This window comes from Photorhabdus namnaonensis (assembly GCF_001684335.1).
Lineage (GTDB): Bacteria > Pseudomonadota > Gammaproteobacteria > Enterobacterales > Enterobacteriaceae > Photorhabdus > Photorhabdus namnaonensis.
Window position 1 is genome coordinate 51,839 of record NZ_LOIC01000070.1, and the last position, 16,718, is coordinate 68,556.

At 38.0% G+C, this 16,718-nt stretch carries 13 protein-coding genes and 1 pseudogene; 8 read left to right on the forward strand and 6 right to left on the reverse strand.

What is annotated here, in order from left to right; all coding sequences use genetic code 11:
• The first annotated feature begins 3 nt into the window (after positions 1-3).
• The 4 genes from Phpb_RS11900 (at position 4) to gpmA (ending at position 6,724) form a co-directional block, all read left to right on the forward strand.
• Complete coding sequence (locus Phpb_RS11900; protein WP_065390522.1) at positions 4-3,951, forward strand: hypothetical protein; 3,948 nt, start codon at positions 4-6, stop codon at positions 3,949-3,951.
• Positions 3,952-3,993: 42 nt separating this feature from the next.
• Positions 3,994-4,692, forward strand: coding sequence for a hypothetical protein (locus Phpb_RS11905; protein ID WP_065390523.1), 699 nt, complete (start codon positions 3,994-3,996; stop codon positions 4,690-4,692).
• 295 nt (positions 4,693-4,987) lie between these two features.
• Positions 4,988-5,812 carry a CPBP family intramembrane glutamic endopeptidase gene (locus tag Phpb_RS11910; RefSeq protein WP_205634773.1) on the forward strand — a complete coding sequence of 275 codons (825 nt, stop codon included), beginning with the start codon at positions 4,988-4,990 and terminating at the stop codon, positions 5,810-5,812.
• 159 nt (positions 5,813-5,971) lie between these two features.
• Positions 5,972-6,724, forward strand: a complete 753-nt coding sequence (gene gpmA / locus Phpb_RS11915; RefSeq protein WP_065390525.1) for a 2,3-diphosphoglycerate-dependent phosphoglycerate mutase — start codon at positions 5,972-5,974, stop codon at positions 6,722-6,724.
• Positions 6,725-6,819: 95 nt separating this feature from the next.
• Here the strand turns inward: gpmA and aroG are convergent, their stop codons facing one another.
• The 3 genes from aroG to nadA form a co-directional block, all read right to left on the reverse strand.
• On the reverse strand, positions 6,820-7,872 hold the full coding sequence (gene aroG, locus Phpb_RS11920; RefSeq protein ID WP_065390526.1) for a 3-deoxy-7-phosphoheptulonate synthase AroG: 1,053 nt from the start codon (positions 7,870-7,872) through the stop codon (positions 6,820-6,822).
• A gap of 260 nt (positions 7,873-8,132) precedes the next feature.
• Positions 8,133-8,858, reverse strand: a complete 726-nt coding sequence (gene pnuC, locus Phpb_RS11925) for a nicotinamide riboside transporter PnuC (RefSeq protein WP_065390527.1) — start codon at positions 8,856-8,858, stop codon at positions 8,133-8,135.
• 54 nt (positions 8,859-8,912) lie between these two features.
• A complete protein-coding gene (nadA, locus tag Phpb_RS11930; protein WP_065390528.1) occupies positions 8,913-9,953 on the reverse strand; it encodes a quinolinate synthase NadA in 1,041 nt (346 codons plus the stop codon).
• 1,007 nt (positions 9,954-10,960) lie between these two features.
• On the opposite strand from nadA, the gene Phpb_RS11935 reads away from it, so the two are divergent.
• The 4 genes from Phpb_RS11935 to Phpb_RS11950 are packed head-to-tail and all read left to right on the forward strand — an operon-like array spanning position 10,961 to position 13,539.
• Positions 10,961-11,725: an ATP-binding cassette domain-containing protein gene (locus Phpb_RS11935; protein ID WP_065390529.1), complete on the forward strand. Its 765-nt coding sequence runs from the start codon at positions 10,961-10,963 to the stop codon at positions 11,723-11,725.
• A complete protein-coding gene (locus tag Phpb_RS11940; protein WP_065390530.1) occupies positions 11,715-12,467 on the forward strand; it encodes an ABC-2 family transporter protein in 753 nt (250 codons plus the stop codon). Before Phpb_RS11935 ends, Phpb_RS11940 begins: the two co-directional genes overlap by 11 nt.
• A complete protein-coding gene (locus Phpb_RS11945) occupies positions 12,460-13,230 on the forward strand; it encodes an ABC-2 family transporter protein (RefSeq protein ID WP_065390531.1) in 771 nt (256 codons plus the stop codon). The genes Phpb_RS11940 and Phpb_RS11945 overlap by 8 nt, the downstream gene beginning before the upstream one ends.
• Positions 13,231-13,239: 9 nt before the next feature.
• Positions 13,240-13,539, forward strand: a complete 300-nt coding sequence (locus Phpb_RS11950) for a hypothetical protein (RefSeq protein WP_065390532.1) — start codon at positions 13,240-13,242, stop codon at positions 13,537-13,539.
• On the opposite strand, the gene Phpb_RS11955 is transcribed toward Phpb_RS11950, so the two are convergent.
• The 3 genes and pseudogenes from Phpb_RS11955 to Phpb_RS24495 all read right to left on the reverse strand — a co-directional run.
• Positions 13,518-14,390, reverse strand: coding sequence for a phage tail protein (locus Phpb_RS11955; protein WP_065390533.1), 873 nt, complete (start codon positions 14,388-14,390; stop codon positions 13,518-13,520). The two genes, Phpb_RS11950 and Phpb_RS11955, sit on opposite strands and share 22 nt — an antisense overlap.
• Before the next feature lie 712 nt (positions 14,391-15,102).
• Positions 15,103-15,753, reverse strand: a complete 651-nt coding sequence (locus Phpb_RS24490) for a tail fiber assembly protein (RefSeq protein ID WP_489739826.1) — start codon at positions 15,751-15,753, stop codon at positions 15,103-15,105.
• Between the two features lie 215 nt (positions 15,754-15,968).
• A pseudogene (locus Phpb_RS24495) lies at positions 15,969-16,707 on the reverse strand (tail fiber protein); the annotation flags it as partial.
• Between the last annotated feature and the right edge of the window lie 11 nt (positions 16,708-16,718).

Genomic DNA, 16,718 nt, shown 5'->3' on the forward strand with positions numbered 1-16,718 from the left:
AATATGGGAACACGATTTGAGATTGACGCCCATTTTGATTGGTGCAAAATATTTGATGGCGAAATGCGTAGCCCAATGCAATGCCGGCTTGCTTTATTCAACAGTTATTCTCTCATCTATATTGATATGACTGCAAAACAGGCAGGAGCTGACAATCTCAATATCTTTAAATTACTCAACCATGCTTTTCATCTTGATTTACCTGAGAAAGAAGCCCCGTTATTAATACAGGATGCGGGGTTTTTTACTTTCTCCAATCATGCCAATCCACCAGAAACAGAGAAACTGAGTAACATTTTCCCACAAATACCTTTGCCAAAGTCAGTGACAGAAATGGAAGCGCCGGTATCCCATAGTTGTACCTTCTGGCTAACCTTGCGTTTAAAAGGCAATTATTTATTTAACAACTTAATTGAGATTGGCGTTAAAGATGGCGATCTGCCACAGGCTGATATCTCGATCAGTGGGCGTTTGGATCGGGGAATATCCGCAGGCGAATCAATTAAAAAAAGCCGCTATACTGCCGTTCTTCCTGATTTCAAGCTATTTAAAATTTTTGGCTTCAATAATCTAATACTTAAATATCAGTTTGATAATCACTCAAAATATGAAATAGCAGGCACTATCACATTAGATTTGTTCCAGAAAACGTATTGTTTTGACGGGGCTTTAAGCGCAGACGAAAAGCAAGTACAGGCATCTTTAAAAATCTGTCACGAAAACTCAAAAAGCACTATTGATAAGCCCTTTGACGGAAGAATGACTGGCGTCACATTTGGTGATTTATCTTTTGGCATTAATTACACCTTTGCCGTGCCAGAAAAGAAACAACCTAAAGTCGGATTATATTGGGTAGAGGGAACAATTAATTATGCAAAACTACCGGCATTAAGTGGACGTCTTTATTTTCTAGATAATGCCCCCATATTAGCTTCAGTCGCTATCAATCAAGATTTATCGATACATGGTATATTTGAGGCATCATTCGATAATTCTAATTTCTTCTGGCCAAGTCATTTTATCGATATCGTTTTTCATCAGGGTAGCAACCTTTATTACCGGCGCGAAACAGACGGTGATATTAAACAGGAAAATGCTATTATTTCCTCTTTAGCCGAAAAGTCTCTGTTATTAAATCAAGACATCACCCATTATCAGCCAGGATTTCACCTCCATGCCCTATTTGACATTACACTGATTGAAACTTTGCAGCTCAAAGGGGATATACAAATTACCAAAGAAGGCGTCAATGCAGAGATCCAGCTACTTAATCCAATTTCATTATTTGTACTTCAAATTACCGGTTTTGAGCAGGACCCCGGTCCAACCCTGCTTTTCTCCACCGTCAAGGAAAATAAATTCGTCTTTCGCTGTGGACTGCTGTTTTTTAAACATGATTTTGGTTTAAATGTAGAAATATCAGGTACAAAAGATAAAACCGGGAAATTAAAAATCAGTGGCTCATTGTCCTCGGATAAAATTTCTTCTCCTTTGTTACCTAATCCAACGAAATTAGGTTTTTCCTATAGTGAGAGCGAAGGATTTAAAATTACTGACTGGCCTGCGTTTGATTTAGATAACAACCAGTTTATTAATTTTATAGAAGAATTAAAGAAACTCTCACGCAATAAAGGCTCCAATTGCGGCCAATTAACCCAGTTTGTCAATGAACATTTACTCACATCCCGGTTTTCTATTTCCCCGTCGTTTAGTACTAAGACTGATAATGCTAGTCAGAACGACCAACTGTATTTTGTGTTAAACGGTAAATATACCATGACAATGGCAGGAACAGATTTCGTTACTCTCTCCTTTCCAAAAGCCGTAGCGTTTTTGCTGCCAAACAACCTCTCCTTAGAGGAATTACCTGACGCTATCGGTGCAGCGCTGAAAAGTGCGGCTGAATCTTTTGTTAAAGGGCTATTGGAAAATCGTGAAGCTATCGCTACCTTTCTGACGTTGACAGCCGCCGAGAAAGCCGCTGATTATGCCATGACATTACTGTGTGAAGGGTTGGTTGACGCCGCGCTAACAGAAGCAGTCCAGAGCGGAGCGGAAGCTTTAGCCGCTGCCGGGGGCGTAGCAGCGGGAGCCGCAGGAGCGGCTGTCATAGGTGGCATTATCAATAAAATTAAAGATGAAATTAACAGCAAACCAACACCTCCCGATCCCCCCAAGCCTGCTGATCCCAAACCACCTGAAAATTTGTCAGCAACCTATGAATATAAGGATCATAAGGCTAAATTCAAATGGGGATATACGGAAAATGCTGACGGTTATCAGGTCAAATTAAAAGCGCCAAATAATGAAACGTTACTCAATAAAAAACTGAATCTCAAAGATAATTCATTTATTTTACCTATCACGCCGGAATTAGCCGCTGGCGTTTATACCTGGTCAGTAGCCGCCACCAGGAAAGACTTTACCAGCTCAGAAAATCAATTACAGCAACATCGTCTTTCAATACCGGAATTGAACATCAACTTAGAAGAAAAATCCCTTATTGAAAGAGATATTAATCTTATATTGAAGTGGAATCTGGTAACAGACGCCAGTCACTACTATAACGTAAAAATCGAGAGAGATGGACAAACCGAAAACCGCTCAATTGCCGCTCCACAGAATTCAGAGACTATTATTTTTGATAAGCAAAAACCTACCGGGAAATATTGTTTCTCATTAGCAGCATTGAGCGACTCCAATTATATTGCCAGCGAATTTTGTCAGGTTCAGCAATGGTTACGTCTGGAGACTCCTCAGCAAATTCAGGCTAATTACCAATCTAGCGGCATAGAGATTCAATGGCAATGCTGTCCCGATACTACTCATTACTTACTCAGCTTATGGGTCCCAAACAATACATGGATACAACAAACCGAGAATTCCACAACTGGACGAGCCCATATCCCTTTACCACCAATCCCGATTGCAGGAACATATAAACTTTATCTGGCTAGTATGCCGGATGCCACCGCAACATCAATCCCAAGTATCTGGAGTGATGAAGTGGCAATAGAGGTGGTGATAACACCAGAACAAATTGCACAGTCGGCATATCAACAGCAGATGAGCGGCAATGATTGCGGCAAACTGATAATTAAATCCTTCCCTGATCTCAAGGCGAATATGCTAGCAGCAGCTATGGCGCAAGTAGGCTATATAGCCGTAGAAACTGGGAAAGGCTTAAAATCAGCTTACTCATCCATCAGCGCCAGCGAAATAACCGAAATACTACTGGCTATATATGGCAAGGCATTAACGCTAGAACAGTTAGCTCAGAAAGCCTATGACAACCGCATATCCGGCAATCAATGCGGACAGACATTAATCACTGAATATCCTGCAACCCAAACCAAAGTATTAGGCAGCGCTATGGCGCTGGCGGGTTATTCAGCAACAGAAACCGGGCAAGGATTAAAATCGGCCTACCCATCCATCAGCGCCAGCGAAATAACCGAAATACTACTGGCGATATATGGCAAAGCATTAACACTAGAACAATTAGCTCAGAAAGCCTATGACGAGCGCATATCCGGCAATCAATGCGGACAGAGATTAATCACTGAATATCCTGCAACCCAAACCAAAGCATTAGGCAGCGTTATGGCGCTGGCGGGTTATTCAGCAACAGAAACCGGGCAAGGATTAAAATCGGCCTACCCATCCATCAGCGCCAGCGAAATAACCGAAATACTACTGGCTATATATGGCAAGGCATTAACGATAGAACAATTGGCTCAGAAAGCCTATGACGAACACCTATCCGGCAATCAATGCGGACAGAGATTAATCACTAAATATCCTGCAACTCAAGCCAAAGTATTAGGCAACGTTATGGCACTGGCGGGTTATTCCGCAACAGAAACCGGGCAAGGATTAAAATCAGCCTACCCATCCATTAGCGCCAGCGAAATAACCGCTGTCCTGCTAGAAACTTATGGTAGGCAGTAGTTGTATCATGAGTTTATTTAAATAAAAATAAGGAGCATTACTATGACCTTAGTCTCCAAGGCGATGTTAATAGATACATTGCAATCTAAAAGGGATAACAACACTATTGCTAATGCTCTACGTGAAGTCTCTCTGACCCCACTCTCTCCCATTGATATCGCGGTTATTTTACGTCAGCTTGACTTTCCTATTAACGAGATTGCAATTGCACTGCACAAGCACTTCTCAACGCTTGATTCGCTAGACATTGGTCAAATGTTGCTTGAGCCTAAAGTGTACCCAACTACAACTCGCAAGGAGTTAGTCGCAGCCTTGGGTGAAGCTGGCTTTGAAACCCAAGAAGCTGAGTTAGCAGCCAATATTTTATATCCAGTAACCATGTATGTATTTGCGGATCAACCTTGGCAAAATAGCAATATGACAGTCCATACAAGTCAGACAACCACAATTACCTACCTCAGCGGCACATGGTCTTTTAACCCACAGTACAGCGATTGCAAGGCAGAAGGAAATAGTGCTCATATTGCCCAGGAAGACTACGCGTTACCAAACAAGCCAGTAGGTGCACTGGTAGGCCGTATCGGTGAAACCGTTTTTTTGATTGGCCGTGAAGCTAATGTCCCGAGTGGGTTATCTGGTGAATTACAGCTTTGTATCAATGATGATTTAAAAGGACGTTATGGCGCCGGATTAACAGATAATAAAGGTAAGCTGGAGGTTAAAATCAGTACACGAAAATAAACGGATTTGTACTCGATCAAACCCAACCTGACAGCCACCGGTTATTTATACAAGTGGCTGATCTGTCCAATATATCAGAAATAAACCTTACTAATAACACTGCTTTTCCATTAACCGAATTTTGACCAAAAAATAATTCTCACCGATGGATTTCTTCTCCGACCAGTTAAAAAAGCATCGCAATTTAGTTATTATGCATTATTATTTTTCGCTCACTAAATAACATCTATCATCGATTTTTGGTCTGCTTTTCAGATCATTTTTTAATTTGTTAAAAATAAAGGGAAATTATATGATTTGGGGTTTACTTGCTACATCACTAGCGTTATTAACGATACACCGCACAACTGCGCTTATTGTTCTACTGGCTGCGATTATTACCGGATTCGTCACGCAGACTATGATTTATCCGGCAATCGCCACTATTGCGATTATTTTTTTGTTAGGCGCGCTACGTATCTATTTTCAGCAAAATAACATCATTAAAATAACCACTGAACTGCTATTACTCGCCTTTGCAGCGGCATTATTCCTACATCTGCTCCCCGGTTTTAATAACCTGAAATATCTCGATAAAGTTCAGGTAGGCCCTCATAGCGTCCCATTCTCAATGTATTTCAACTTTGACAAAGCACTCATTCCTTTCCTGCTGTTATGCTGCATGCCTGGCCTATTTACAACAAAGCCACTGGCAAAGGTTCGCCCTTATGCATGGATAATCTTAGCGACAGCGATTCCTGTACTGTTGAGTATTGCAACAGCGCTTGGAGGATTAGCGGTTGAATTGCATATACCACAATGGCTGCCGATGTTTATTTTGGCAAATATTTTCTTTGTTTCCCTGGCAGAAGAAGCGCTATTCCGCGGCTATATCCAACAGAGGTTAAGCCAGTGGATTAACCCCTATTTTGCCCTGATCATCACCGCTTTAATTTTTGGCGGCGCACACTTCGCCGGCGGCCCATTACTGATGATTTTCGCTACACTTGCGGGATTAATATATGGACTAGCATGGATGTGGAGTGGCCGTCTATGGATCGCTGTTGGGTTCCATTTCGCGCTCAATTTGGTTCATTTGCTGTTCTTTACTTACCCAATCAAGTTGGTGAGCGCACTATAAACGTGTCAAATTTGCCCGGTATCTATTCAGCAATCTGCAAGAAATTCAGCTTTCCAAGCAAATAAAGTTTGAAACAAGACTATTGATTGCTGTTCTGGCGCATAGGGCAATATAATACGCTCAATTACCATTAAGTTTGATTTTTAAGGAGTTTAAGCTATGGCTGTCACTAAACTGGTTCTGGTAAGACATGGCGAAAGCGAGTGGAACAAAGAGAACCGTTTCACTGGCTGGACTGACGTCGCGTTATCTGAAAAAGGTCGCGCCGAAGCTCAACAAGCAGGGAAGCTGTTGAAAGAAGAAGGTTTTGTTTTTGATTTTGCCTACACCTCCGTGCTAAAACGCGCTATCCATACACTGTGGAATATTCTGGATCAAGTTGATCAACAGTGGTTGCCGGTTGAAAAAAGCTGGAAACTGAATGAGCGTCATTATGGCGCTCTGCAAGGTCTGGACAAATCAGAAACCGCAGCTAAATACGGCGATGATCAGGTTAAACTGTGGCGTCGTGGTTTTGCTATCACCCCACCAGATTTAACTCAAGATGATGAACGTTTCCCAGGCCATGATCCACGTTATGCGAATCTGAAACCAGAAGAATTACCCGTGACTGAAAGCCTGGCAACCACTATTGAACGTGTGATCCCTTACTGGGAAGAAGTTATCAAACCGCGTGTTGCTCAAGGTGAAAAAGTGATTATCGCCGCGCACGGTAATTCTTTGCGCGCGTTGGTTAAATATCTGGACGATATGAGCGAAGAAGCCATTCTTGAGCTGAATATCCCAACAGCAGTACCTTTGGTTTATGAATTCGACGAAAACATGAAACCAATCAAGCATTATTATCTGGGTAACGCTGATGAAATCGCGGCAAAAGCCGCCGCGGTAGCTAACCAAGGTAAGGCAAAATAATTTTTTTACTATAAAAAATCGCTGACAGCATATCTTTCAGCAAACATGAAAAACCGGAGTTGTCGATTCCGGTTTTTTATATTGGAAAAATATTATCAGCCACGACGCGCTTTTATTGCCGACGACAATTGACGTAACAAAATTTCAGTGTCAGCCCAACCAATGCAAGCATCAGTAATACTTTTGCCATATACCAATGGCAGACCGCTATCTGGATTCTGATTTCCCTCTTCCAAATGACTTTCTACCATGACACCAATAATCGCTTTCTCCCCAGCGATAAGCTGCCGACTCACATCTGAACACACATCCATTTGTTTTTTAAATTGTTTACAACTATTGGCATGACTGAAATCAATCATAATCCTTTCCGGTAAACCCGCTTTTTCCAGCCCTTGCTTCACGGCAGCAACATGTTCGGCACTATAATTCGGCTCTTTACCACCACGCAGAATAATATGACAATCGTTGTTTCCGCTGGTGTTCACAATCGCGGAATGTCCCCACTTAGTGACAGAAAGAAAACTGTGGGGGGAACCCGCCGCATTAATCGCATCAATGGCAACTTTTATCGCCCCATCAGTGCCATTTTTAAAACCAACCGGACAGGAAAGACCCGAAGCCAACTCACGATGAACCTGAGATTCCGTTGTACGAGCGCCAATTGCCCCCCAACTCATCAAATCGGCTAAATACTGTGGAGAAATCATATCCAGATATTCACCCGCGGCCGGTAGCCCCATGTCATTAATATCCCGCAACAACTGACGAGCTAAACGCAAACCATCATTAATATCAAAACTGTGATTCATATGAGGGTCATTAATTAACCCTTTCCAGCCAATGGTTGTACGCGGTTTTTCAAAATAAACTCGCATGACAACTTCCAGATCCTCTTTCAGCTCCTCACGCAAATCATTCAGCCGTCCGGCATATTCCATTGCTGCTTTAGGATCATGAATAGAACATGGACCAATCACAACCAACAGACGATCATCTTCCCCCGTCAGAATTTGATGAATCGTTTTGCGAGCCTTACGTACTGTAAATGCAGCCTTTTCAGTTGCTGGAAATTTTTCAAGTAGTGCCACAGGAGGTAATAATTCTTTTATCTCTTTAATTCTTATATCATCATTCTGATAATTCATAACCCTCTCTCATCTAACATCTTTGTATATTTAATTAAAGCAATCTTGTGATTTTAATCTAACTGTTAGAAGCCAAACTGTAAATATTCTTTGTAGAGAATAAATAAATCAATGCTTAGCTCAAGACATGGCAAGATATAGTTAAATGTGGTTAACTCTATTCTTATGGTTGAAATATCTTTAGAAATGAGAATTATCAAAGTAAATACCTAAAAATATGCCAGAAATCGACAAAACAATTCTCTGGCATAGTTAGGAAACTATTTCCTATGGGATAATGGCGAAGAATGGTTTTCCTTAGCTGCCTGAATCCACAAACGGGAGCCATTAAATGCAATCCCGAAGAGAATCACATACTGCAACGACATTGCCAGCACGCCTTGATGGAAATAGATAACAACGCTTATCACATTGATAACTATCCACACCAGCCAGTTTTCAACATATTTGCGGGTCATCAGAACCATTGCCACAATGGATAGCACCGTCATTGTCGAATCCCAGAATGGGAACGCATCAGGCTCCAACATCGGCATCTGAACATTAAAGCCAAATTTTTGCATAATCATAACGGCAATCTGAGTCAGATAGCCAAAGACCCGATCAATATTAAAAGTCATCATGGCAATTAATAGCACAGAAATTAGACCAATTATTACCGCCTTATTCAGACTTAACCAACGTATTTTAAGTTCAATCTGCTGCTGATCATTAACCCTGCTCCAGGCATACCAACCATAGATATTTGCCGCAAAGAAGAATAATTGCAGCAATAAACTGGCATAAAGTTGAATTTGAAAGAAAATCACAGCAAATAATGTGACATTAATGAGTCCAAACAAATAGTTAATTATCTTCTCCTGACTGGCAAACCAAATACATAACAAACCGGCGATCGTACCAACTACCTCAATCCACGATAAATCATATCCTCCCTTTCCCAGAGGTATATTGACTAATATATTGTTAATACTGAAAAAATCCATCTGTCATATCCTATCATTATCTACAATAAAATATTACTCTCACTATTCAATTTCCTATTTTAGCTGAGTTGCAAAATCAAGCATCCTATTTAAGGGAATCAGTGCCTTTTCCCGCAACTCTTTTTCAACCCATATTTCATGCAAATCCCCTCCCCGTTCCAGACCCTGAACGATGGCTTGTAAACCATTCATCGCCATCCACGGACAATGAGCGCAACTACGGCAACTCGCCCCTTCTCCAGCCGTAGGCGCTGCAAATAACTGCTTCTCAGGGCACGCTTGCTGCATTTTATAAAAGATACCTTTATCTGTCGCCACAATCAGTTTCTGATGTGGCAAAGATTGCGCGGCTTTGATTAATTGGCTGGTCGAACCAACAGCATCAGCCAGATCAATAACAGCTTGCGGCGATTCAGGATGAACCAATACCGCCGCATCGGGATGCAGACCTTTTATCCTTATCAAAGCCTGAGTTTTAAATTCATCATGGACAATACAAGCCCCTTGCCAACAAAGAATATCAGCACCTGTTTGTTTACGGACATAATTCCCCAAGTGGCGATCTGGCGCCCAAATTATCTTCTTCCCCTGACTATCCAGATAATCGATCAGCTCAACAGCAATACTTGAAGTCACAACCCAATCCGCTCGTGCTTTAACGGCTGCTGACGTATTTGCATAAACCACCACGGTACGATCAGGATTGTCATCACAAAACTGGGTAAACTCTTTTTCAGGGCAACCAAGATCTAGCGAACACTCAGCTTCCAACGTAGGCATTAAAACACGCTTCTCGGGGTTGAGAATTTTGGCGGTTTCCCCCATAAATCGCACACCGGCAACTAATAAAGTAGAGGCTGGGTGATTATTGCCAAAACGTGCCATTTCTAATGAATCAGCAACACATCCTCCGGTCTCTTCTGCTAAAGCCTGGATCTCAGGATCGGTGTAATAATGTGCAACCATAACAGCATCCTGCTGTTTCAAAAGGCGTTTAATTTTTTCACGGCAATGTTTTTTTTCATCCTTACTGAGAAAAGCAGGTTTAGGAGGGAATGGATAAATAGTTGAATTAAAATCAATATACTGGTTCATTACGCTGACCCTCTGTTTAGTATATGGTTTTAAAAAGCGAAATTTTTGGTTTTTAGCCCGAAAATCCGCCCAGATTTGTTTAATATACTAAACAAAATGATCGATTTATAGCACTTTATCGCAGAAGATTTTCGGCATAAGAATCGTTTTACCGGTTTATCATCTTTTTAACAGCGAATTAAAATTAATAATAAATATGTTTTCTAGAAAGAGAGTTAATCTAATTCAGTCGAAACCCATTAACCATTAACAGTGAGTTGAAAAATTAGAACACAAAAACATTATCCGAATAGATTGGTATTTAAATGTTTTCTCTCCGTTATTTTATGAAGTAAACCATAAAAGATAGCAAAATAAAAAAACGGTGAAAACGGTTAATATGGCAGGATTTAAGTTCTGAAAAAACTTGATTTTCCGAAAAAACATAAAGGGTAGCGACTGATGAAAACTATTTAGGATTGCCAGTAAAACAGCGTCAACAAAGACAAAAAGCAAGTATAATTAATGTCTTAAAACATAAAACCAGATATACCATGATGATTAAAATTGATAAAAAGCAGACGTAAAAAGTGGTAAAACAACTGTTAAAACCTGATACCGATTAAACCCTGGAGTTAAAACTATGACTTTTAACAGTCGCTTAAAACCCATCCATCATAAAACCACCAGTTAAAACCGGTGGTTTTAACTTTTTACATAAAAGAGTAAGCATAGCATCTAATAAAGAGTCCGCTCTGTGATGTGGTTCAGCATTTTTGTTAACAAACTTGTTTTCTAATTTGACAACAAATATTAATTTTAATATAAATTCAGTTAAAGCCGCTATATTTTAAGTTGGCATTTATAAACTGGTGAAGTATTAGATAAGTTATTTTTGGATCAAGATTATGCGAAAGGAATAATGAATATAGATAAAGAGAAATTTATTGTTTATGGTGAAAATAGTAAAGTAAAAGAATATATCATGCATGATAATGACATATTACTTACCAGGATAGTGAATTAAAATGATAAAAATCACTGATTTATGCTTTAGTTATAAAAGTAGAGAAATTAAGAAAAATATTTTTAAAAATATATTTTCATTAAATGAAGTCGAAGTGATTTTATTTAAAAATATAAACATTGAAATATTTGACGATAGCAAGATTATAGGATTACTGGGTAAGAATGGCGCCGGAAAAACAACTTTAATAAAACTAATTTCCGGTATTTTAACTCCAAATTCTGGAAATATTACCGTTTTTGGCATTAATTCAAGTGGAAGACCTCTTAATCTTTTATCCAATCTTGGTATCGTTTTTGGCAATAAATCAATGCTTTGGGAGGAGTTATCTCTCTATGAGAATATTGAGCTTTTTTCTAAGATATATAAACGTAATTATGATAAGAATAGTATTGAGAATATGATAGAAATGTTGAACCTTAGAAATATAGCAAAAAAACCAGCAAAAACGTGTTCTTTAGGTCAATCTGTGAAATCCAACTTATTAATACACTTTCTTAATAGGCCAAAATTATTGATATTGGATGAACCAACTATCGGATTAGATATAGAATCACAAATTCTATTACGCAATATCTTAAAAGATTATGCTCAAAATAATGAAAGTAAAATACTAATTACCTCACATAATATGATAGATATTGCGGATGTTTGCAAGGATATTATCTTCTTGAAGGATAGTGAAATATCAAAAATAAATCTAAATAAAAATAACTCGAAAGAAAAGAATGCGCTATATCTAGAGGGCCTTTTCTGTGATAATTAAATTTTCTTTTATTGAAACCATTAGGGCTAAGAATATAATATTTGGTTATTTATTTATAATTATAACATTATATGCGGTTGAACTATCTTTTTGGGACACCATGACAAAATCAAATGGTTTTGTTAACTATACACATGATGAAATAATAGTTTATATATTATGGTCTGTTATTATATTTCAATTAACAAGTATTACCGGATTTCCAGAAAATTTATCATTCCATATTGAAGATGGTAGTATAGATAGATTAATTACAATGCCAAAATCAATACTATTATATTATTCAGAATATGCTTTGGGACAGATATTAGCTAGATTATTTATAATGTCACCATTAATTTTATTCATAATTATATACCAAAATGACATTCCTAATTTTATATATCTATTTATTTCTTTATGCATAGGATTGTTTATCAACTTGTACTTAACAATGATATTGTCATGTATGGCATTCAAATTTAGAGGCTCGTATTCTTTTATAATTATTAAGGATACTTTGTCATGGGTCCTTTCAGGTGCGTTAATACCATTAGATGTATTTAGTGATTCTTTAAAATCAATATTTAATTATATTCCATTTCAATATATCACCTATATTCCAGTTAAAATTGCAACAAATTCAATATCTATTTATTTTATATTTAATGGATTTTTAGTCATGATGTGTTTAATGATGATTTTTAATTTTATCTGGAATTATATGTTAAAATACAATCAAGGGTATAATAGCAATGCTTAAAGTTATATTTATTGGTTTTAAAAGTGGATTGTCAGAAGCAAAAAAAAGCCCATTAAATTTTTGGTTATCCGCTTTTGTTAATTTTAGTTACTATATAGCACAAGCTTTTTTTTGGTATGCTATTTTGAACTCACAATCTTCAGGTCATATTTTACCTGACAATTTTATTATTATATTTTTTACTACGGTATGTTTAGTCGATAATTTTTATCTTTTTTTATTTGGTAAAGGAAGCCTCTTGCTGGTTAAGAAAGTCAAGTCATTAAAACTAGAACCTCATTTAACGTTACCTATAAATACTCAATTTCTATATATTACTACAAATATTGCATTTGAGCATTTTTTGTTGTCATTCCTATCTTTAGCATTATTTTTTACTGTACATATTTACCTTGGCACTAATATTTTGTTGGTTTTTTTACATTTTATAATGGCATTAGAAGGAGTCTTAATACTTACTTCAATTACATGGATCATAAGAACAACAATATTTTGGACAGCTTCATTAGTTAGTATTAAGAACTCAAATCCTTGTTTTAAAGTATTGGTGAGACCTGAACAATCTTTTCATGGTGTAGTTCGTTTTATTTTAATGTTCATACTTCCGTGTCTATTTATAACTGGTGTTCCTGCTTCAGTAGCAAGTGGAATAATGAGTATGAAATGGTTTTTTATTCAAACTCTGGTAACGTTGATTTTAATTTTTATAGCGAAATTGGTTTTTGATATTGGTGTTAAAAGATATTCAAAATATATAACGTGAGGAAACGTAATGAAATTAGGAATTATTTCAGGAAGCCATAGATCACATTCTATTTCAGGTAAAGTCGGTGATTTCTTAGATTCAATTGAAACAACTAAAAATTTACTTTTATTATGTAGTGATAACGAATTAATACATAAACCAGCATTGCCAGTGTCAATATCCGCTGAAAATGGTGACACTTTTTGTATTTCTGAATTAAGGTCATCTGGATATAAAAATAATAAAAAAAATAAAGCCAGACTAACCGGCTTTATTCTTACTTTAAGCTGTACCGTCCACCAGAATTATGCCGCCCTTACGATGTAGTTAAATGCGATGTTACGAGGTCTATTTTCGTTAGCAGTTGGGACTTGTCTTGATGCATCAATATCAAAATAGGTAAGATCAGAACTAGCGCCGCCATTTGCTGAACGTGTTTCTGCCGTAGCATATCGCGACGATGCCATGACCCCACTCACAACAGGCGTCTGAGGAGCACCGCCCATTTGGGCATGTATCATTTGAGTTGTCCCCGTAATATTTCTGATTGCATCTCCCTGCCAAGACAAAAGCCCACGACCACCATCAACACCTCGATTATCATCCCATCCGCGGATAAACTCGCCTCTTAAATCAGGTAATCTACCGCTAGGATAAGCCTCCGCCAACTTCGGATACTGTAATTTATTAAAAGGTGAACCATTACAAATGAAATAACCGAAAGGTGGATAGATTAGCGGCCAGGGAATAGGAGAACCCACAGGTATATTAATCTCTTCACGTAATGAATTTATTACGTCCTGAACAAGCTTTTGTGTAGCCGCCAATGTGTCGCTATTGCCAATCACATTTGTCAGCTGAACAACTCCTTTTTGTGTTAATGAAGCACTGGGCATACCTACTGTAATTTTTTGTTCTATCGCCTTATTTAATTGAGCGGTAAGTTTGGCTATATTTCCATCATCCAGAACATCATTACCAGATCGTGTCGCAATAAAATCAGCCACGACAGATGATATGGTTGACGCCTGACGCAATACTTTATTTAACAAGTGTGTGGGAACATTATCCGGAGAAAATCCTGTCTGCAACCCCTGGCTTTGTTCATATTTTTCTTGACTAATGACATTCGCATTATCACTAATAGAAAAAGCTTTAAAATCATTCTTGCGACTCATATACTTCCCTTAAATTAAATAATGTTATTTTATAATCAGCACCTTGAATTATTGTAGAAACAATCTCCTGTCATTCAGGCTAATCAAAGTCTAGCTCAAGAAAAATATAATACTGTACTCTTATTACTTATAAGGTTAACCGTTTTTGTATCATTGGCAGCAATAAGTAGTTCAACATTTTAGAATCTAAAATATCCCACAAATTTATATTTAATATCTGGAAATTTTTTCTTTCTTATTTCTCCTATTTCATCCTGTAAAATCCCAAGCAAGAAATATTGATGCTATTCTGAAATTTCACTGCACAGATACAGGACATTATCCTTTCTCTTTTCAGTTTTCAGGATAAAAAATAAAGCCGGACTAACCGGCTTTATTTACCAACCATTATCCTTTCCTCTTTTTTACATATTTTCAATAACAAACTATCAATACGATAGATATTATCGTCGACAGCGCTACTGATGTATCTATACCCGTCATCTTTCAAATTGCCTCTTTGTTGGCTGCACTCACACCGGTCACATAGTTACCTATGCTCCTGGGAATTCGTTCCCTTGCCGTCGCGATGCATCTTGAAATCCATTGGGTATATTATTCTCATCGTCATAACGAAAATTACAAAAGCCACTGTTATGCATTTTATAAAAGATAGAACTTTCCTCATTAGCTCACTTTTTTAAGGATAAAAAATAAAACCGGTTATCCAGCTTTAATTACTTGGCTGCTCCGGCCATTCAATATCAGGAGCTTGCAGAATATCGACACGGCTCAATAATACAAAATACTTTTTCCAAGCCATTAATGCTACTTTCTCTTCTTCTGTTGCCATTTCAACATCAACAGTATGTTGCAGTAATGTAGCTATTTCATTTGCATGTTGACGCAATATATCTCGCTGTTTCTCTGCTTGTTCAATCTGACTGGCTTTTACTGCGGCCTCATCAGTGACCCACTCTTTTCCGGTCCACTTATCAAAATGAGTAGCAGGTTTCTCGAATGTTAGCGTATCTGATAATTCACCGATTTCTGTTATCTTAATCGGCAAATGAGTTTGCGTGCTGTAAGCTATTTTCCCCCGATAATCGGGTACAATTTCCCAATATTTACCATCTTCACTACGACAGACTGCTTTGTTATCAAAATCTGGAAGTTCTGGCGCATCAGTATAGGAACTAGTTGGTAGCCCTACTCCTTCCATTAAATATTCCGGGCGAGTAAAAATAAACTCACGGGAATACGGTGCTGCATGATAAATTGTCAGCCAACCGGCTTTTTCTGCTAACCCATCTTTACCTAATACTGCTACCTCAGGTTCTAAAGAATTTTTTTGTTCAGCTCTTATGCCGCATGCTGCTCTCACTACGTAATTAAATGCTATGTTACGGGGACGGGTGACACCAAAAAAATTTGTATCTGTAATCCAATTTCCTGCTCCTCCTACTCCTCGTCCATTTACTTTAACATTCCCGGCTGGAACATCCCAATTCAGTTCTGCTCTATTATTTAGCGAGAAGTTAACAACACAATTAGGCGGATTATTAATTTCTTGTACTAAATAAGACCCTTCTTGCCAAGACAAAATGCCACGTCCACTATCAGCACCTCGACTATCATCCCAACCACGAATAAACTCTGCTCTTAAATCAGGTAATCTGCCATCAGGATAAGCTTCTGCTAACTCTGGGTACTGTAATTTATTGAAAAATGCGCCGTTACAAGTGAGATAGCCTATAGGTGGATAAGGCAATGGCCAAGGAACTGGAACACCAACAGGAATATTATTAGCTTCTTTATTTTGCTTATCTATTTCTTCTCTCGAATACGCTCCCACATCCGCCGCATTCAAATTAATATCCTCATCTAACACTTTACCATTCACTTTTCGACTATTAAGCACTCTGCTATTAATATTTTCATACAGTGAGTTTACTATTTCTTGAGCCAATTTTTGCGTCACTGCCAATGTATCACTGTCACCGCTCTCATTAGTCAGTTGAACAATTCCTTTTTGTGTTAATGAAGCACTGGGAATATCTGTTGTAATTTTTTGTTCTATCGCCCTATTTAATTGAGCGGTAAGTTTGGCTACATTTCCATCATCCAGAACATCATTACCAGATTGTGTCGCGATAAAATCAGCCACAACAGATGATATGGTTGATGCTTGGCGTAATACCTTATTTAACAAGTGAGTGGGAACATCGCCTGATGGAAATCCTGTCTGTAAGCCCTGATTTTCTTCATATTTTTCTTGACTAATTACATTTGCATTATTACTAATAGAAAAAGCCTTAAAATCATTCTTTTGACTCATATACTTTCCTT